The organism is Streptococcus pseudopneumoniae (genome assembly GCF_001072925.1).
GTDB lineage: Bacteria > Bacillota > Bacilli > Lactobacillales > Streptococcaceae > Streptococcus > Streptococcus pseudopneumoniae_Q.
Map to the genome: position 1 here is coordinate 44104 of NZ_JVHE01000054.1, position 19509 is coordinate 63612.

Annotated in this window: 22 protein-coding genes and 1 pseudogene; 8 read left to right on the top strand and 15 right to left on the bottom strand. The window is 36.6% G+C overall.

Going from position 1 to position 19509, the window contains the following annotated elements:
* Window positions 1–222: 222 nt before the first annotated feature.
* From ADH81_RS02740 to ADH81_RS02770, 7 genes are all read right to left on the bottom strand, one after another.
* Complete coding sequence (locus ADH81_RS02740) at window positions 223–915, bottom strand: YjjG family noncanonical pyrimidine nucleotidase (RefSeq protein WP_049526327.1); 693 nt, start codon at window positions 913–915, stop codon at window positions 223–225.
* Window positions 916–989: 74 nt separating this feature from the next.
* Window positions 990–1328 (bottom strand): type II toxin-antitoxin system RelE/ParE family toxin, encoded by a 339-nt coding sequence (locus ADH81_RS02745; RefSeq protein ID WP_049509216.1) that lies wholly within the window; start codon window positions 1326–1328, stop codon window positions 990–992.
* Window positions 1321–1614 (bottom strand): hypothetical protein, encoded by a 294-nt coding sequence (locus ADH81_RS02750; protein WP_049509199.1) that lies wholly within the window; start codon window positions 1612–1614, stop codon window positions 1321–1323. Before ADH81_RS02750 ends, ADH81_RS02745 begins: the two co-directional genes overlap by 8 nt.
* A 104-nt stretch (window positions 1615–1718) precedes the next feature.
* On the bottom strand, window positions 1719–2693 hold the full coding sequence (gene pta / locus ADH81_RS02755; RefSeq protein ID WP_049526329.1) for a phosphate acetyltransferase: 975 nt from the start codon (window positions 2691–2693) through the stop codon (window positions 1719–1721).
* Between the two features lie 15 nt (window positions 2694–2708).
* On the bottom strand, window positions 2709–3608 hold the full coding sequence (locus tag ADH81_RS02760) for an RluA family pseudouridine synthase (protein ID WP_049526331.1): 900 nt from the start codon (window positions 3606–3608) through the stop codon (window positions 2709–2711).
* Window positions 3605–4423 carry an NAD kinase gene (locus ADH81_RS02765; protein WP_049526333.1) on the bottom strand — a complete coding sequence of 273 codons (819 nt, stop codon included), beginning with the start codon at window positions 4421–4423 and terminating at the stop codon, window positions 3605–3607. The genes ADH81_RS02760 and ADH81_RS02765 overlap by 4 nt, the downstream gene beginning before the upstream one ends.
* Entirely contained in the window at window positions 4407–5078 is a 672-nt protein-coding gene (locus ADH81_RS02770; RefSeq protein WP_000627444.1) for a GTP pyrophosphokinase, read from the bottom strand. The genes ADH81_RS02765 and ADH81_RS02770 overlap by 17 nt, the downstream gene beginning before the upstream one ends.
* 134 nt (window positions 5079–5212) lie before the next feature.
* Between ADH81_RS02770 and ADH81_RS02775 the strand changes: the two genes are divergently transcribed.
* The 7 genes from ADH81_RS02775 to ADH81_RS02805 all read left to right on the top strand — a co-directional run bounded on the left by ADH81_RS02775 (window position 5213) and on the right by ADH81_RS02805 (window position 9987).
* A complete protein-coding gene (locus tag ADH81_RS02775) occupies window positions 5213–5782 on the top strand; it encodes a CYTH domain-containing protein (RefSeq protein ID WP_049526335.1) in 570 nt (189 codons plus the stop codon).
* A 124-nt stretch (window positions 5783–5906) separates the two neighbouring features.
* Window positions 5907–6851 carry a ribose-phosphate diphosphokinase gene (locus tag ADH81_RS02780; RefSeq protein ID WP_049526337.1) on the top strand — a complete coding sequence of 315 codons (945 nt, stop codon included), beginning with the start codon at window positions 5907–5909 and terminating at the stop codon, window positions 6849–6851.
* Between the two features lie 15 nt (window positions 6852–6866).
* On the top strand, window positions 6867–7982 hold the full coding sequence (locus ADH81_RS02785) for a cysteine desulfurase family protein (protein ID WP_049526339.1): 1116 nt from the start codon (window positions 6867–6869) through the stop codon (window positions 7980–7982).
* Window positions 7983–7986: 4 nt separating this feature from the next.
* Complete coding sequence (locus ADH81_RS02790; protein ID WP_049526341.1) at window positions 7987–8334, top strand: DUF1831 domain-containing protein; 348 nt, start codon at window positions 7987–7989, stop codon at window positions 8332–8334.
* Window positions 8335–8343: 9 nt separating this feature from the next.
* A complete protein-coding gene (locus ADH81_RS02795; RefSeq protein WP_049526343.1) occupies window positions 8344–8559 on the top strand; it encodes a DUF4649 family protein in 216 nt (71 codons plus the stop codon).
* A gap of 81 nt (window positions 8560–8640) precedes the next feature.
* Complete coding sequence (locus tag ADH81_RS02800) at window positions 8641–9282, top strand: redox-sensing transcriptional repressor Rex (protein ID WP_049526344.1); 642 nt, start codon at window positions 8641–8643, stop codon at window positions 9280–9282.
* Window positions 9283–9297: 15 nt separating this feature from the next.
* The gene (locus ADH81_RS02805; RefSeq protein ID WP_049526345.1) at window positions 9298–9987 is read left to right on the top strand and encodes a gamma-glutamyl-gamma-aminobutyrate hydrolase family protein; all 690 of its coding nucleotides are present in this window, start codon (window positions 9298–9300) and stop codon (window positions 9985–9987) included.
* A 23-nt stretch (window positions 9988–10010) separates the two neighbouring features.
* Here ADH81_RS02805 and radC read toward each other — a convergent pair whose 3' ends face one another.
* Both radC and ADH81_RS02815 read right to left on the bottom strand, forming a co-directional pair.
* Window positions 10011–10691 (bottom strand): RadC family protein, encoded by a 681-nt coding sequence (gene radC, locus ADH81_RS02810; protein WP_049526348.1) that lies wholly within the window; start codon window positions 10689–10691, stop codon window positions 10011–10013.
* A 63-nt stretch (window positions 10692–10754) separates the two neighbouring features.
* Window positions 10755–12035 carry an O-acetylhomoserine aminocarboxypropyltransferase/cysteine synthase family protein gene (locus ADH81_RS02815; RefSeq protein WP_049526362.1) on the bottom strand — a complete coding sequence of 427 codons (1281 nt, stop codon included), beginning with the start codon at window positions 12033–12035 and terminating at the stop codon, window positions 10755–10757.
* A 218-nt stretch (window positions 12036–12253) separates the two neighbouring features.
* Between ADH81_RS02815 and ADH81_RS02820 the strand changes: the two genes are divergently transcribed.
* Entirely contained in the window at window positions 12254–12949 is a 696-nt protein-coding gene (locus ADH81_RS02820; protein WP_049526351.1) for a VIT1/CCC1 transporter family protein, read from the top strand.
* Here the strand turns inward: ADH81_RS02820 and ADH81_RS11665 are convergent.
* The 6 genes and pseudogenes from ADH81_RS11665 to ADH81_RS02845 form a co-directional block, all read right to left on the bottom strand.
* Window positions 12939–13190: pseudogene (locus tag ADH81_RS11665) on the bottom strand (IS5/IS1182 family transposase); the annotation flags it as partial. The gene ADH81_RS02820 and the pseudogene ADH81_RS11665 sit on opposite strands and share 11 nt — an antisense overlap.
* Before the next feature lie 565 nt (window positions 13191–13755).
* Window positions 13756–14256 (bottom strand): hypothetical protein, encoded by a 501-nt coding sequence (locus tag ADH81_RS02825; protein WP_049526353.1) that lies wholly within the window; start codon window positions 14254–14256, stop codon window positions 13756–13758.
* Window positions 14253–14876, bottom strand: coding sequence for an ATP-binding cassette domain-containing protein (locus ADH81_RS02830; protein ID WP_045762957.1), 624 nt, complete (start codon window positions 14874–14876; stop codon window positions 14253–14255). Before ADH81_RS02830 ends, ADH81_RS02825 begins: the two co-directional genes overlap by 4 nt.
* On the bottom strand, window positions 14873–16855 hold the full coding sequence (locus tag ADH81_RS02835; RefSeq protein WP_049526355.1) for a hypothetical protein: 1983 nt from the start codon (window positions 16853–16855) through the stop codon (window positions 14873–14875). Before ADH81_RS02835 ends, ADH81_RS02830 begins: the two co-directional genes overlap by 4 nt.
* A gap of 220 nt (window positions 16856–17075) precedes the next feature.
* Window positions 17076–19073, bottom strand: coding sequence for an ABC transporter permease (locus tag ADH81_RS02840; RefSeq protein WP_049526356.1), 1998 nt, complete (start codon window positions 19071–19073; stop codon window positions 17076–17078).
* A 1-nt stretch (window position 19074) separates the two neighbouring features.
* A partial coding sequence (locus ADH81_RS02845; protein WP_049526363.1) for an ATP-binding cassette domain-containing protein occupies window positions 19075–19509 on the bottom strand: 435 nt, incomplete at its 5' end.

Consider the following 19509-nt stretch of genomic DNA (forward strand, 5'->3'; position numbering starts at 1 on the left):
ATTGACTAGCTTTGATGCCCCTTTTTTAACATCTATTTGATAAACAGCACTATTACTTCAATGCCCATTGAGAGCTTAACGATACATGACAATCACAATATTCTTGTCATTATATCCTTGTATGATTTATTATATCAAAAAATAAAACGTTTTCAAAATATTATCAAAATTTCTTGCACTTCATGCACCATGTTTTCCAGAACCTTTTAAATTTTGTGATTTTTAAAGGATCCCCAAACAATTAAGAAGAGCCTGATAAGAGTCGACTTCATAAGTTGGATGAGCTAGGGTCTTGTTTTCCAGATGATGAGGATTGTACCAGATGGTATCGATACCAGCATTATTTCCACCCTGAATATCAGCTGATAAGGAATCACCAATCATAAGGGCATGATTTTTATCAAAGTTAGGGATGCGAGCTCCAATTTTCTCATAAAATGCAGCATCTGGTTTTTGAGTATGGAGCTGTTCTGAAATGAAAATCTCCTTGAAAAATGGTGCAATACCAGATTGTTCCAAACGACCTGTCTGAATAAAGGTAATTCCATTTGTAGCAGCATAGAGTTCATAGCCCTGATGTATCAAAGTTTTTAATAAATCTTCCACACCTGGGAAAGTTTGTCCCTGTTTTGATAGGAAAAACTGGTAGCGCTCTGCTAAGTAGGACCCATCTTTTTCAATACCAAAATGAGCAAACAATTTTTCAAAACGAGTGTTTATTAACTCAGCCTTTGTAATTTTTTTCTGTTCCAAATCCTTCCAAAGGACTTTGTTCATGGGCACATAATAATCTTTGTAAGTTTGGATATCCTCTACTCCTTCTTCTTCTAAGAGTTGCGTTAGAGCTATATCCTCCGCAGCATCAAAATCGAGTAAGGTGTGATCGAGGTCGAATAATAGAAATTTGTATTTCAATTTTAAAAACTTCCTTTCTTGGGGTGACAAAGAGTGGGACTAAATGATTCAAAAAAATATAAAAAATTTTACCTCTACTTATTGAATAACTTAGCCCAATTCTGCTTGGAATTTAAAATTCTGGAGACATAAACCTCATATTTGTCGATATAATAAAAAGCTAAGTAATTTTCAATTGGCATATATCGATAACGTTTTCCGTCATCTGTTAATTCACCATAACCTCGACTTGAAACCAAAGGACATGCTTCTGGAAAGGTTTCTAAAGTTTCTAGTGCCGTTAGAATAAGGTCTAGTTTACTATCGGCAGATTGCTGGCTGTAAAAATTCAGTACAATATAATCATGTATTTCTCTCAAGTCTTTCTTAGCTTGATCCGTAAGAGAAACATGGTAACGCTTATGATTAGTCAAGTCCAAATTCCTTTCTTACATCTGCCAAAGACGTTAGTTTACCTTGCTCAATTTCTTGATGTCCCATCAAGATTTCCTTTTTCAAGTCTTCAAAAGCAACCTGATATTGAGTCTCTTGTAAATCACTAAATACGAACTCTTTAGGATCAACTGCACCTGTCGCAATTTTACGAAGTGCAGCATTAAAAATATCTGATAGAGTTAACTTTTCATCAGCTAAGATTTCTTTCGTTTGTTGGTAAAAAGTCGAATCTGCTCGAAAATTAACAGGTTGAGTACTTGCCATGATTAATACCTCTTTGTAAAGATGATTTGTAAATACATTTTATCATCTTTAGATTTGAAATTCAACGAAAAGCTCCTTTAACAGAAAAGGAGCTATCTTATATTTTATTGGTGTACAGCTTGTGCAGCTGTGATTAATGTAAGTTTGAAGACGTCATCTGAGTTACATCCACGAGAAAGGTCATTAACTGGTTTGTTCAAACCTTGCAATACTGGACCAACTGCTGCAAAGCCACCGAGACGTTCTGCCATCTTGTAGCCAATATTTCCTGCTTCGATACCTGGGAAGATAAAGACGTTTGCTTGTCCAGCAACCTTGCTTCCTGGCGCCTTAAGAGCAGCTGTTTCTGGAACGAAGGCAGCATCAAATTGCAATTCCCCATCAATTTCAAGGTCAGGACGAAGATCATGAGCAATCTTAGTTGCTTCAACAACTTTATCTACGCTTTCACCAAAACCTGAACCTTTAGTTGAATAGCTTAGCATAGCAATTTTTGGTTCAATACCGAACATCTTAGCTGTAATTGCAGAGTTAATCGCAATCTCTGCCAAAGCTTCAGCATCAGGATTGATATTGATGGCACAGTCACCAAAGAGGTAACGTTCAGTACCACGAACCATGAGGAAGGCACCTGAAGTGCGGCTAACATTCGGACGAGTTTTAATGATTTGAAGGGCTGGGCGAACAGTTGCCGCAGTAGAGTGAATAGCTCCTGAAACCATTCCATCTACCAAGCCCATGTAAACCAACATAACACCAAAATAGTTCACGTCTTTAACCAAGATTTCGCGAGCTTCTTCTTCAGTCATTTTTCCTTTACGACGTTCTACAAGTGATGCTACCATTTCTTCAAACTGAGGATAATGTGCTGGATCGATGACTTCATAACCATCCATGATTCCTTCGATTTCAAGATAAATTTTAATTTTGTCAGGGTTTCCTAGTAAGACGGGAATAACTTCTGTTTCTTTTACGATGCGTTTTGTAGCTTGAAGAATACGTGGTTCTTCACCTTCTGGCAAGACAATACGTGCATTTTTACCAACTAGGTTGGCTTTTAAACTTTCAAAAACTTCCATGAGTTTTGACTCCTTTTAAGATAAATTATTATTTGATAACTGAGTTATAAGAGTGTTGAAATCATCCGGCAGTGGACTTTCCATCTCCAACTGCTCTTCAAGAAAAGGATGATAAAACGATAAGTAATGGCAATGCAGAGCTTGACGCTCTATGCCATGTTCAAGACTACCACCATAGAGGTCATCACCAAGCAAAGGGAAACCGATATGGGAGAAATGAACACGAATCTGGTGTGTCCTTCCCGTATGTAGTCGAATATCAACTAGATGAATATTGCCATAAGACTGCACTATGCGATAGGAAGTATGGGCATATTTACCACCTTTTGCCACTCGCCTAGTGATAATGGAATCTTCGTCACGGGCAATCGGGGCAATGATTTCACCTTGAGGTTCCAGAAAACCATCTCCTTTAACGAGTGCAAAATAGCGCTTTTCAATGGCTTTCTTTTGCAACTGCTTGTCTAGTCTAGCATGAGCATAACCATGTTTAGCAAAAAGCATGAGACCCGAAGTATCGCGATCTAGTCTGGTTACAATGTGAACCTGCTGATTTTCATAGTTATGTTTCACATAGTAGCCCTTGATAAAGTTGGCGATGGTATTGGAATGATTGACACTAGGAATCGAGGCCACACCAAAGGGTTTATTTAGAATTAAGAAATGCTCATCTTCAAACAGAATATCCAGTGGATAATCAATTGCTTCCAGTGTCTCGAAACCTTCCTCAGGAGGAATGTCGATGACAACCACATCCCCAATATCTAAGAGATAGGTTGCATTTTGTGGATGACCGTTTACGCGAATATCTCCACCTCGAAACTTGATTTTGGCAAGTAAACCTTTCGAGACTTCGTTTTTTTTTAAAAAGGTCTTTACCTTGACATGTTCGTCAGCAATAAATTCAAACCTCATTCATCCACCTCACCAATAAAGGCATCCTTGACACGATTCCAAAAACTAGTATGACTTGGTGTTGCGACAAAGTGAATCTTGTGGTGGTCTATTTGGTATTCTATTCTTTCAATATTACGGTAAGAATAAATGCTATTGTCAACAGAAATCGTATGATAATCATTGCGAGTCGGTATCAATTCAATCTTATCCTTCTTAGGCACAATGATAGACGAACCTAAGGTTCGGTAGACACGATTGTTGAGACTCGCAATTTCTGTTAATTGTAGGGCCTCAATAGTAGGGTGCAAAACAGCTCCACCAAGAGATTTATTATAGGCTGTACTCCCGGTTGGCGTCGATACCGTCAGGCCATCTCCTCTAAAACGTTCAAATGGAACTTGGTTAATGATAATATCGGCAACCATAGTCCTATCAGCTCTCCGAATGCTAGCCTCATTCAAAGCTCGGAAAATTTTCACTTCTCCATTTTCCAAAAATATCTTTACATTTAACAGTGGGTAAGACACACGAGCCCCAGTATCCAACTGTAAATTAGTAAACAATTGATCTAGTTCAAAATCACGATAATCCGTATAGAAACCTAAATGACCTGTGTGAACACCAACGAAGCGAACCTTATCCAGCTGGTCTTCATACTTGTGAAAAGCAGACAAAAGCATCCCATCCCCACCTATGGAAATCACGATATCGGGATGTTTATCATTTAATATAAAGTTATTCTTTTTTAGTCGATCTCTTAATTCATATAAGACTCGTTGACTTTGAGGTTTGCGATTAGCGATTAGATCAATTCGTTTACCTGTATTCTTCATCGGTATCGTCACTATTACCTACCCCGTCATTTAACTTTCTATGCAATGGATCAAAGAGTGCCTGTGCTTCCTGGATATCATCACGAATTTTACTCATTTCTTCATCCAATTGGTGAGAGATTCTTGCTGTGATTTCCAGACGTTTCTTAATTTCTTCTGGAAAATCCCCTTGATATTTATAATTGAGAGAATGCTCGATGGTAGCCCAGAAATTCATAGCCAAGGTACGAATCTGAATCTCCACCAGAATCGTTCTTGCCCCATTGATCGTATCAACTGTATACTCAATAATCAAATGGTAAGAACGATAGCCTGAAGCCTTTCGATGAGTAATGTAGTCGCGTTCTTGAACAACTCTCATGTCTTGCCTCTTACGAAGGATGGCAACAACCTCGCTCACGTCATCCACAAATTGAACCATGACGCGTAAACCTGCAATATCTTGCAAGTCCTGTTCCAACGTATCGTATCCAATCCCTCGACGAGCCATTTTTTCTTTTATACTTTCGATCGGTTTGACTCGACCAGTTACAAACTCAATTGGAGAATGTTTATTTTGTTTGCGATATTGTTTTCGAATACCTCGGAGTTTTATCTTCAGCTCTCCGACAGCCTGAATGTAAGGATCTAAAAATTCTTCCCATTCTGTAATCATATATCTTTTTCATCCAATTCTCTATACACTTCGATTTATCTAGTTTTTGATTTTCTAGGAAAAATCTTATACAATAAATACAATGCTTATTATACCATACAATCGCTTTCAAAGATAAGGAAAAAGTAAAAAAAATGAAACATTTAGAAATTGAAATGAAAACACTTCTAGAAAAGGATGAATATCAAAGATTACAGGAGCACTTTTCAGGAGTCACACCTATTACACAAAAAAATTACTACCTAGACACGCCTGATTTTTACCTTCGCCAACATAAAATCGCTATGCGCATTCGTACTTTTGATAATAGCGCTGAATTGACCATAAAAATTCCCCAAGCAGTTGGGAATATGGAGTACAATCAAGATCTAAGCCTTGAGGAAGCAAACCATTGTCTTAAAGAATGTAAACTTCCACAAGGAATGATTTCTGACGAATTGACTAGCCGTGGACTTTCAACCAGTGGCTGGGTAGTTTTAGGTTGCCTAACTACTGTTCGTTACGAAAAGGAAACTCCTATCGGACTCATGGCTCTTGATCAAAGCGAATACTTTGATATTGTTGACTATGAGCTTGAATTAGAAGTAGAAGATGGTAAGCAAGGTAGCCTTGATTTCCAAGAATTTTTACAAGTCAATGAAATCCATTACAAAAAAGCTCCTTCGAAATTGGTTCGTTTTATAGAAAATATGAAAAAATACTGAAATAATCTTCTTTTTTTGATAAAATAAAAGGGATGAAAAATAATAGAATCTGTTGTAGAGAACATTTATCACTAAAAGTGTTTTACTACAGCGATTCACTTAGTTTAAAGAGGACGGTTTATCGATGTCAGATACAAAAAACATGAAACTTTTCGCACTATCTTCCAACCAGGAAATTGCTCAAAGAATCGCAGATGCTGCAGGTGTTCCACTTGGAAAAGTATCTTCACGCCAATTTTCAGATGGTGAAATCCAAGTTAACATCGAAGAAAGTGTTCGTGGATATGATGTTTATATCATCCAATCAACTAGTTATCCAGTAAATAACCACTTGATGGAACTCTTGATTATGGTTGATGCTTGTGTTCGTGCTAGTGCTAATACCATTAACGTTGTACTTCCATACTTCGGCTACGCTCGCCAAGACCGTATCGCTTCTTCGCGCGAACCACTTACTGCAAAACTGGTTGCAAATATGTTGGTGAAAGCAGGAGTTAGTCGTGTATTAACTCTTGACCTCCATGCCGTTCAGGTTCAAGGATTCTTTGACATTCCTGTAGATAACCTCTATACTATCCCACTTTTTGCAAAACATTACTGCGATAAAGGTTTGACTGGTTCAGATGTGGTTGTTGTTAGTCCTAAAAACTCTGGTGTAAAACGTGCTCGTAGTCTTGCTGAATATCTTGATGCTCCAATTGCCATCATTGATTATGCACAAGATGATTCTGAACGCAGTCAAGGTTACATCATTGGAGATGTCGAAGGTAAAAAGGCAATCTTGATCGATGACATTCTGAACACTGGCCGCACCTTCTCTGAAGCTGCTAAAATTTTGGAACGCGACGGCGCAACTGAAATCTATGCGGTTTCAAGTCATGGACTATTCGTTAACGGTGCAGCAGAGTTATTAGATGCAACAAATATCAAGGAAATCTTGGTTACAGATTCTGTATTGACAGAAAGTAGAAAACCTAAAAACGTACAATATATCACTGCTAGCGAATTGATTGGTGATGCTATGGTTCGTATTCATGAAAGAAAACCAGTTAGTCCACTATTTAAATAGAAATTAGGTGAGTTTTTGATTTATTTGGATAATGCTGCAACGACTCCGATGTCTTCAGTAGCTATCTCAGCAATGACTCTAGTCATGCAAGAAACTTATGGCAACCCTTCTAGTATTCATGGACATGGGCGCCAAGCAGGTAAACTATTACGAGAAGCTCGTCAAGAACTAGCAAGTTTACTAGGAACAAAGCCACAACATATATTCTTTACCACTGGTGGTACTGAAAGCAATAATACTGCTATCATCGGCTACTGCCTTCGCCATCAAAATCGTGGAAAGCACATTATCACTACTGCGATTGAGCACCATGCTGTTCTAGAACCCATCAAATACTTGGTTGAAAATTTCGGTTTTGAAGTGACTATTTTACAGCCTGAAAAACAAGAAATTACTGCAGACCAGGTCGAAAATGCACTGCGTGAAGATACCATTCTTGTTTCTACTATGTTTGCAAACAATGAAACTGGTACACTTTTACCTATTGCTGAAATTGGTGAAGTTCTAAAAAATCATCCAGCCGTCTATCATGTCGATGCGGTTCAGGCAGTTGGTAAATTAGAGATTCTTCCCGAAAAATTGGGAATTGATTTTCTTAGCGCTTCTGCACACAAATTTTATGGTCCAAAAGGAGTTGGTTTTCTCTATGCTGCATCTACAGATTTTGACTCCTACCTTCATGGTGGCGATCAAGAGCAGAAAAAAAGAGCAGGAACAGAAAATCTTCCTGCCATTGTGGGAATGGTAGCAGCTCTAAAGGATGATCTTGAAAACCAAGAACAAAACTTTAAAAAGGTTCAAAAACTAAAAGAAACATTCTTAAAGGAAATGGCTGACACAGACTATTATCTCAATCAAGGGAAAGACCAGCTACCTTATGTCCTTAATATTGGATTCCCAGGTCAACGTAATGATCTACTACTCCTTCGTCTAGATCTTGAAGGTATTTCTATTTCAACTGGCTCTGCTTGTACTGCAGGTGTCGTTCAGGTTAGTCATGTTCTTCAGGCTTTCTACGGTGAAGACTCTCCTCGCTTACACGAATCCGTTCGCGTCAGCATTTCACCTCAAAATACAGAGCAAGAAATAATCACTCTCGCACAAACTCTAAAAGAAATCATTGGAGGTTAACTCAATGGCATTCGAAAAAACCATTAGTCTTAAAAATTGCCGTTATGATTACACACTTAGCCCAACCGTCAAAAAGTTCACTCTAAAAGATAACACTTTTTTTGAAACTAAGGTTGGTAACTATGAACTAACACGTCTTCTTGAAAAAGTTCCAAATAGTGGGGAAGGTTTCCAACTTAAAATTATCATCAACAAAGACTTAACAGGTGCAAAAATCAACATCACTGATAAATTCGGTCTACGTTTAGTCGATATCTTTAAGTCAGAAGAAACTCATATCCACCAAGAGAAATTTTACTTCTTGATGGATAGTCTTGTTGAACGTGATGTCTTTACTAAAAGTGAAAGATAGAAGGCAATTATGTTTCGATTAACTTACAAAGACACCTATCAAGTCGATCGCGTTTTAGAATACGAAGATTATGAAGCACTCATGCTATCACTTTCAGGCTGTGTGACTCTTCCAGATACTACTGTTATTACTTCTCTGACCTACAATGGAAAAGAAATCTATCAGGGGCTTCTGGGAAATCTCTATCGTTTTCTATCTCACTATGATTTTACGAAGATAAACTAAGATTTTTCTTAGTTTTTTCTTGTTTTTGTTGATTTTTTCACAATCTTTCTATAAAATAGTATTTAGAAAGGTTGTGATTTTGTGAAAGAAAAACAGTCTGCTATTCCAAAAGCAACAGCAAAGAGACTTTCTCTTTATTATCGTATCTTTAAAAGATTTCATGCAGAAAAAATTGAAAGAGCCAACTCAAAACAAATTGCCGATGCCATTGGTATTGACTCTGCTACTGTTAGACGAGATTTTTCCTACTTTGGTGAACTTGGTCGCCGTGGATTTGGCTACGATGTCAAAAAACTAATGACGTTTTTTGCTGATCTTCTAAATGATAATTCTATTACAAATGTTATGTTGGTGGGTATTGGTAATATGGGGCACGCTCTCCTTCACTACCGTTTTCACGAACGAAACAAAATGAAAATCATTATGGCTTTTGATTTGGATGATCATCCTGAAGTTGGGACAAAAACTCCTGATGGAATCCCAATTTATGGAATTTCCCAAATCAAGGATAAAATAAAGAATGCAGATGTTAAAACTGCAATCTTAACAGTTCCGAGTGTCAAATCACAAGAAGTAGCTAATCTTCTTGTTGAAGCAGGTATTAAAGGAATTTTAAGCTTTTCACCCGTTCATCTCCAACTACCAAAAGATGTGGTAGCTCAGTATGTAGATTTAACTAGTGAATTGCAAACTCTCCTCTATTTCATGAGAAAAGAGGATTAGAAAGCGAAAGCATTTATGAAAAAACCAGTTATTGGGATTACAGGAAACGAAAAAGCTCATCCTGATGATGAGCTTATGATGAGCTATGCTGCGAAAGGCTTTGTTGAAGGAGTCAAGGAAGCTGGGGGAATTCCCATTATCCTACCAATTGGTGATCAAGAAATGGCTAGTTACTACATTGGCTTGATTGATAAACTCATTTTAACAGGTGGACAAAATGTCGATCCAAAGTTCTACGGTGAGCCTAAAACAATCGATAGTGATGACTACCACCTTCAACGCGATATTTTTGAGTTAGCACTCATTGAAGAAGCAATCAAACAAAAGAAACCAATTTTTTCTGTTTGTCGAGGCACTCAGCTCTTTAATGTGGCTATGGGAGGAACTCTTTATCAAGATATTGAAGACCATTGGCAGGATACTTCAGCCGAGTATACAACTCAACGTTTAGTCACCGAGCCTGATACTATTCTTCGAGATATCTATGGAGAAATCTCCCATATCAACTCTTTCCACCATCAGAGTATTAAGGACCTAGCTCCAAATCTCAAGGTTGTAGCTCATGATCCTAAAGATGGAATTATCGAGGCTGTTACAACAACGGATGGTTTCCCTTTCCTCGGTGTTCAATGGCATCCAGAATTTCTCTTTGAAAATCGCCCCAAAGATAAAACACTTTTCGACTATGTCGTCAATGAATTGTAAAACCTGTATCATATACAGGTTTTTTATACCAGATCCGTCTTCTCACGGTAACTAAAATAATCGGAGTGTGAGACGATAAGATGATCCAATAAGACCAAACCCATTAATTCGCAGGCTTCTTTAACAAGCTTGGTAACATGATCATCATTTCTACTAGGCATAACAGCACCGGATGGATGATTATGAACCAGTATCACGGAGGTTGCCATATGCTTCAAAGCATAGTGGAGAATTTCCCGTGGTTCAGCAATACTTCTAGTAGCTGAGCCGATAAAAATGGTTTGCTGATGAATAATTTGATTTTGAGTATTAAGATAGAGTGCCACCAGGTGCTCTTGTTTTTTATCTCCCAGCTCAGCCTGCATCTTTTTAGCCAACCTTTGACTACTGAGGATACTCTCTGACTCAATGGTTTCTTGCTTGTGAATACGACTTCCCAGCTCAATCATGGCTTGCAGTTCAATAGCTTTCACTCTACCGATACCTGATAAAGTCTGTAATTCTTGCAGGGTCATTTTTTTCAAATCAGTTAAGCAACTTAATTGATTTAATACTTTTTGAGCGATTTCAAAAACAGTAGATTGACGAGTTCCCGTTCTTAGTAAAATAGCTAGTAATTCCTGATTACTCAAACTCTCTACTCCATCTGATACCAGGCGTTCTCTTGGCAAAAGCGAATCTTCTTGAAATGAAATACTATACATAAAAATCCTCCTCGCTTTATTATTCGTGAGAAGGACGGTAAACCAAGTAAATTTTATCTAATTTTAAATATTTTCAAGAGCAAGACGTAAATCTTCAATCAAATCATCAACATTTTCAAGACCGATTGAAAGACGAATTTGATTTTTTGTCACTCCTGCTGCTTCCAGATCTGAATCAGACAACTGAGCATGTGTTGTAGTTGCTGGATGAACTACCAATGATTTTGCATCTGCTACGTTGGCAAGGTTTGAAAAGATTTCTAAGCTGTCAATCACTTTACGTGCTTCTGCCTCTCCACCTTTAACATGGAAAGTAAAGATAGAACCTACACCTTTAGGTAGGTATTTTTCAGCTAATGCATGATATGGACTATCTGGAAGTTTTGGATAGTTTACCTTTTCAACCTTTGGATGGTTAACAAGGAAATCAACGATTTTCTCAGCATTTTGAACATGGCGTTCAACACGGAGAGAAAGTGTTTCAAGACCTTGTAAGAGCAAGAATGAGTTAAACGGTGAAAGGGCGGCACCCATATCGCGAAGCAATTGGACACGAGCAGCAACGATAAAGGCTGCTGCACCTACATCTCGAGTATAGCTTAAATTATGATAGCTTGGATCTTCATTGACGAATTGAGGGAATTTCTCTGAAGCTGCCCAATCAAACTTACCACTATCAACGATAACACCTCCAATTGTTGTACCGTGACCACCGATAAACTTGGTAGCCGAGTGAACTGCGATATCTACACCGTGAGAAAATACATTGATAAGGTAAGGTGTTGCGAAAGTATTATCAGCAACTAAAGGAATTTGTTGTTTGTGAGCGATTTCAGCTATTTTTTCGATATCAGGAATGTTTATAACTGGATTACCAAAAGTTTCAATCAAAACAAGTTTGGTATTTTCCCCAATAGCAGCTTCCACTTCTTCTAGATTATCGATATCTACAAAAGTTGTGGTAATGCCATATCGAGGAAGGGTTTCTTTCAAAAGGTTAAAGGTACCACCGTAGATAGTTGAAGCTGCAACAATATGATCGCCTGCGTGAGCAAGTCCAAGAATAGTGTAAGTAAGAGCTGCCATTCCAGAAGCTGTGGCAAGAGCACCAACACCACCTTCAAGAGCTGCAATGCGCTCTTCAAAGGCTGAAGTTGTTGGATTAGTGATACGAGTATAGATATTACCAGCTTTCTGAAGTGCAAAGAGTTCTGCACCTTCTTGTGTATCATCGAATACAAAGGATGTTGTTTGGTAAATTGGTACAGCACGAGACTTGGTAGTCGCATCTACCACTTGCCCTGCATGCAATTGTAGGGTTTCAAATTTAAATTCACGAGTCATCATCAGACCTCCAAAGATTTCATTAGGTTCATTGTATCACCTAATCACTCAGGTTACAAATACAACTTTGTTATATCTTGACATAAGAAATAGCTATGGCAATGCATGATTGAGAAAAGGAGATATCTTTTATTAGAATTGTAGAACTTTTTTCAGATAGTTAAAAAAGTTTGTCTTCATTATTCCTATACTTTATAATGGATAAAAAGGAGAATACTATGTCAGAAAATAAACATGAAATAGATACAAACTTTGCTGGCCGTTTAAACATTTTGCGTGCTGGTGTGCTAGGAGCCAATGATGGGATTATTTCTATCGCTGGAGTTGTTATCGGGGTTGCTAGTGCAACCACCAACATCTGGATTATCTTTCTCTCAGGTTTAGCAGCAATCTTAGCAGGTGCCTTTTCTATGGCTGGAGGTGAATATGTCTCTGTATCAACTCAAAAAGATACTGAGGAAGCCGCTGTTGCCCGTGAACAACTTCTTTTAGATAAGGATTTGGATGCTGCTAAAAAATCCCTCTATGCTGCTTATCTTCAAAATGGTGAGTGTGAAACATCAGCTCAACTACTAACCAACAAAGCCTTTTTGAAAAATCCACTCAAGGCTTTGGTTGAGGAAAAATACGGAATCGAGTATGAAGAGTTTACAAATCCTTGGCATGCTGCAGCATCTAGCTTCATCGCTTTTGTTCTTGGTAGTTTACCACCAATGCTTTCCGTTACAATCTTTCCAAGTGACTACCGAATCCCTGCTACTGTTGTTATCGTCGCGATTTCTCTATTAGTTACCGGCTACACCAGTGCCAAACTCGGGAAAGCCCCAACAAAAACAGCCATGATCCGTAACCTTTGTATCGGTTTGTTGACTATGGGAGTTACCTATCTATTCGGACAGTTGTTTAGTATTTAAGAGAAAAAAATGATGCTGGGTAAAAACTAGCTTTAAAATAAAACCACACAGTGATTTCAGTCTTGAATTCCATCAAGAAGAAAGAAATACTGTGTGGTTTTTGAATAATAGATATTTTAGAGGCTGGATTCTTGACTAATTTTGTGAAATTCATAGTCATGAAAGTGAATCCTAACTCTGTTTAAATGGCTTGTTTGCCTCAAATATGAACTCTTCGCAGGAAAAAAACAATCTTTACTCTACATTATCACAGTTAATTAGAACGAATTTACTTACAGATAACACTTGAAGAGCATAAGTCAACAGTGCATCTTCATAAACATAGTTGGATGAAATCTAGGGCAACCAGTATGAGAATTTTCCTATAGAAACATTTGACTTGGGATACTGTCAACAAATAAACTAATCATTTAATATTCATGAGTTGTTAGAATATAACAGAACAGAATTACTTCCAAACTCAACCGATTTATGTTATAACCTGTAAACATTATCAGGATTTTCTATGTGTTCTTTGTTACTGTAATTATAAAGCATGACATGAGAAAGTGATTCTTTCATAAAATACTGGTACTGAACCTCTGAAATATCAAATGAAGCAACAACTGCTCAATTATTGATAAACATAAATTGATGGTGCTATGAACCTAACTTTGTATACACACGATGCAAATAAGTAAACTGAATGTCATTGTTTTCTTCAGGACTATTTGTAAGTTTTATCAACTAAAAAGCGCGATTATCAAGATAAGATACTAGAATTAAAAATTGACTTTTTTCTATCAAAACAGGCAAATAAATCGCAATCACTTACTTTTTTCTTTAAAAGATTCATATAATTTTTTATATAACTCCTTTATATCTTTTTTCTGAGAATTCAACTCTTCTTTACCATAGTCAAAATTTGCTACTACAAATCCCTCGTCATCATTAGAAAAAGTAAAAAATTCTATTTCAATGAGTTTATTATGCTTAGAGTCCTCTATAGTGTCTCCTAAATTATTATTAAATTGCTTCACTTCTTCTTCACGAACTCCGAACCCCATAGCAGCTCCATTTGCAATGATGTTTGAAAACACTTCTTCTGAAGACGCTACTTCTTTCACAGTTATGAAGTATGTGGCCTCTTCTGTTTCTACTTGTTTCACTTTATTCCATTTTTCTGTATCACTAGAAGAAACCGTAAAAACGGTTAACTCCAGTGTTGGTTTATTGGTATTTTCTTTTATGATCATTTGTTTTCCAAAAAAGAAGAAGGCAAGTAACCCAGCTACAAAGATCAAAGCAATATAAATTATCTTTTTCATACATTATCCCCTATATCTTTCATATCAATGATCACATCAACTTTGTTATAGACAGCTGGATCATGCGTCGCTATAATAACATATTTTTCTTCATCTCTTTCATTTAATAATAAACGAATGATTTCTTTTCCAATCTCACCATCTAAAGCTCCTGTGGGTTCATCTGCTAAGATAATTTTACGTGGTTTCATTAACATTCTGGCAATAGCTACACGTTGAGCCTGCCCTCCAGACAATTCATATATTTTTTGATGTAAATAGTCGCTTGACAGTCCTACTTTTTCAAGTACATCAGTTATTATTTTTTTGTCTTTAGTGATAAGTTTCAGATTATCATATACTGTTTTGTTTTCGATTAAAGAATAATTCTGAAATACATATCCAACAGTATTTTTAAAGAAGGTTCTTTCTTTTATCTTCCAAATATCCTGTTTATCAACTAAAACGTTCCCACTATCAATTTTTTCTAATCTTCCTATAATATTAAGAAGAGTACTCTTACCAGAGCCAGAACCTCCAATCAATGCATAGCTTTTTCCAGATTCAAATTTTAAATTTAAGTCTGTAAAAATCTTTTTTGATCCAAAACTTTTTGAAACGTTCAAAAGGTCAATTGTCATGTTTCATCTCCTTTTAAAATTTTAGTGTAGCTTTCAGATAATTTTCTAAAACTCATTATGATTGACAACATCAAAACTAGTATAGAAGCAAGACCAATATACAGCAACTCTATTTGACCTGTCATAAGAAATGTAAATAGGATAACCATTGTAATAATAATCATAAAATACTTGAGACTTGAAATTGCTATATATGTTTTTGACAGACCCAAAATGATTTTTTTCACATATTCATTCTGTTTTAGGGCAATATAAAGTTGGACATATTGATAAATGAGTATAAAGACAATACTGTAAATTATCTTCTGCAAGATTTGTGAAAGTAGAATTTGGTGCTCTAAGGACAGGATCTTTAATTTCACAATTTGATAAACATCTACTGGATTCATTGAAACATTCAACTGGGTAGCCATCTCATTTATTTTCTTTACCGCCTCAGGACTAAAAAGAGACTTATTAGTTATATTACTAGCCAAAGTAAACTTGTTGTTTTCGATCATTTTGTCTGTATCTAACACAACAACAATGTTATCTTTACTATCTGCTAGACTTGCCATTGGTAAAATATCTTTATTTTTATGATCGATATCAGCATCCTCATTGAAATAAAAAATTTTATTACCATCAGGAATTATTTGTACTGCAAGCTCTTCTTTTGTATAGTTTGTTCCAATAAATTGTTCTGCTACAACTGTATTCTCAATGGATTTCTGGTTTTCTTTCCATTTTTCAGGAATATAGATGGTTGCTATCTTATTATCTAAAAGATGATAGTTTGTTCCATTCACTTTATTTTGTAGGTTAGCACCTGCTTGATTGATATAAATCAACTCTTTATTTATTTCTGGATTCGTTATTCCGTCATTTTCTAATTGCTTAGAAAAGCCTTCTAAAGCATGAGATGTTTCCATAAACTCTGGAACATATGCTGAGGATCGTTCTATATATAAATAATCTAAGTTTTTTAAGGAAGCAGCTATCTGTAGATACTGACCATCAGAATCACTTACTTCTCCATTTTTAGCAGAGTTATTTTCAATTCCAAGGAACTCAATCCTTCTCCAGTCTTTTACTGTGTCCCATGGTACTAAATTCTGTATCTGGATGTTAATACTGGATTGACTACTCTTTGTTTCTTGTAAAAAAATTCCTGAGATAAGTATGATAATCGAAATAATGGCAAGCCATACGACAAAAATAAGCTTGTTTTTTGCCTTGTTTTTGATAATTTCAATGGGCTTTTCAACCTGAATCGTCAACCAAAATAAAACAAAGGTGATGAGATCAATGATTTGAAATAGTATAAAATTCGTTAAAAGCAGAGAGAAAAATAACTTAGAACTATAAGTGAAGAAACCATTCCCCAAAAAAGAACTGTAAGAAATCATCAATAAAGCCATCATAATCAGTTCAAAAATAAGAGAAATGCCATACTCTCTTCTTAGATCGTATACAGGCAATCCCAAAGAACGTCGTATCACTCCTTCTTTAATCTGCTTCGTTCTAACAACAAATAACACAACTAATAAGGTTAAGTAAATTGACCCCATTAACAGTATTCTTAAAGTTCCAGTAAATTGTAAGATTCCTCCTATATACCAAGGATAAGCCATATAGACTGTTTGTAGTCCAGTCATCGTAAGTGGTTTCAAACTGTCTATATTTATTTTTCCAAGGGTGTAATACATCCCTATTATTGGTGCTGACTTTAATTGTTCATTATTTACATCATCGAAATTTACATACTTCAACTGACCAGAACTCTGAACGACCGGCTTGTAAATGGTAACATTTTCCGTTTTTGATAGGTCACGAATCATTTCGTAAATTTCGTTATTAGAAAGATTGCTTTTCCCTTGAATAGAAAAGGCACCATCAATTGGTAAAGGTATGGGCGTTTCGGTATCACTAATAGTGACCAGACCAATTGCAGCAATCAAACAAAAGAAGAATCCAATGATACATAATTTTAATTTCATAAGCACTTACCATATTACAAAAGACCCTAACTTATAATCGGCTCTCTTGTTTTCATAAATTATTTTTAAAATCTATAATAATCTCAATATGCATTTAAGCGAAAATTGTTTCAAGATTTTTTCTTGAAATGTCTATCTATAATCTTTTTTATCGTGAACTTTAACGTTCCCAAAATATTCGTTTGGGTTAATACTATGATTCCTTGACAAACATTTTTTATTATATTTGAACAATCTTGCGATAACTTCTTGAAGTAATCATAAAGATTAGGACATAGACTAAAGCAAAGATACCACAAATGGAAAGTGTTACGCTTAACATCATAGCTGTATCCACACCACCAATAACCTTGATAATCAAACTCAACATGTGATAGGCAAAGGCTAGATGTAGGAAGGCGAAGATTACAGGGAGGAAGAAGACAGTCAAGACTTGCTTGTTAATGGTTTGCTTGATTTGTTTTTGGTCCAAGCCCACCTTTTGCAAAATCACAAAGCGTTCACGGTCTTCATAACCTTCTGAGATTTGTTTATAGTAAATAACCAGTACAGTACCTATCATAAAGATGATAGAGAGGAAAATACCAATAAAGAGGACACCTCCATAGAGAACATTCATTTGGGCAATTGCATCACTTGAACCATTACCCCCGTATACCATAGCATCTTCACTCTTGAGATTATGGCTAAAATTATTTACATACGCATCAAAATCATCAGATAGCTTTAATTGTTCCTCTAGACTTGCGGTGACATCCATACCACCGTAGAACTGAGTGTAGACAGCAGAATCTTGGTACTGATCCAAAAAGCTTTGAAGATCTGGTACAACTAGGTAGTTAAAATCTGAAACTAAAAGGATATAGAGATTTGAAACATGATTGATGATAAAATCTTGCTGGATTTCTTCCTTGATACGATACTCTTGATTGTTAAGACTAAATGCTTTCTGACCTTTTAGTTGGTCATTTTTAGCCCACAGTCCGACTTCATTATCCGTTAAATCAAGCTTTTGTCCAGTCATTTTTTCATAGTCTTTTTGATCAAATACTAGAAAAACTGTCTTAGGTAATTCCGTTATTTGTTCTTTAGTCATGATGGTTAATTTAGTTCCATCTTGACTAGAAAGGCCAAAGCTAGCATAGCTAAGAACGTCTTTATTGCTAATCGTCAAGTTCTTTTCACTGGCATATTGAGTCAATAGTTGGTCTAAATTCTCAACTTCAATATTATTTCCCTTAGCCTTAACATCGAAATCATGAGGATACATGATATTTTTTATATTTTCAGAACCGTTGTAGATACTGGTTGCTGCTGACATAGTAACCAAAACCATAGTGGAAAGGATGGTAATGGTTGCTAAACCGACAGCGTTTTTCTTCATACGAAAGATAAGGTTAGAAACAGAGATGAGGTTATTGGGTTGGTAGTAATATCTTTTGTTTTTCTTGAGTAGCTGTAAGAAAACTGTAATACCTGCATTGAATAAGAGGTAGGTCGCAACTATGACCAACAGGACGGCAATAAAGAAAGTAACAGTCGCTGAAACTGGATCTTTTACGCTTTGTGCTAGATAGTAGCCACTACCTAGTGCAATTAGACCTAGTAAAGTTTGAAGGACTAGGAAACGTCCCTTCTTCTCCCCTTTTGCTTTCTCACGAGAGAGTTGGAGAGCATCCATACGGATAATGCGTACAGCGTTCAGGAAGACGATGACTAAAAAAATGACTCCAAATACCATAAGTATTGAAAGAGCTACGGACCATTGAAAGGTTGCGACTAGCTCTACCTTCATCTTTGCAAGTTTAAGCAATAAAGCAAAGATGAGTTTGTCAAAGAGGGCACCAATCCCAATACCAGCAGTCACTGTTACCAGACCAAAAATCAAGAGTTCCTTGAAGGTCATACCAATCAAATGGCGTTTTTCTAAGCCCAACATGCCATATACACCCAGTTCTTTGGAGCGATTTTTCATGACAAAACTATTGGCATAAAGCACGATAATGGCAGATGCGAGTGTCACTACGATAAGACCTAGTTGTAGGGTAAATTGTATAGCAGATGCACCACGCAAATCACCAATTTTAGAATTAAAGGCTAGGGAATAAAAGAGATAGCTAATAGTGACTGCCAAAATGACAGACAGAGCAAAAGGGTAATAGAGTTTGCGGTTTTTGATCAAGTTGGATATGGCCAACTTATTGGTTAATCGAAACATACTAGTTCACCTCACTTGCCATTACAGTCAAGGTGTCAGAGATTTCTTGGAACATCTGACGATCCGTCTTTTCACCACGGTAAATTTGATTATAGAGAATACCGTCCTTGATGAAAAGAACACGTTTTGCACGGCTAGCTGCTGCTGTTGAGTGGGTTACCATGAGAATGGTTTGCCCTTGCTCGTTGATCTGATCAAAGATATCAAGGAGGGCTGCAGATGATTTAGAGTCTAGGGCACCTGTTGGCTCGTCCGCAAGGAGGATTTCTGGTTCTGTGATGATAGCTCGTGCAACTGCAACCCGTTGTTTTTGCCCTCCAGAGATTTCATAAGGGTACTTCTCCTGCAATTGGTTGATGCCAAGATTTTCAGTCGTCACGACCAATTTTTTCATCATTTCTGTAATAGGCTTTCTAGACAATACCAAAGGGAGTAA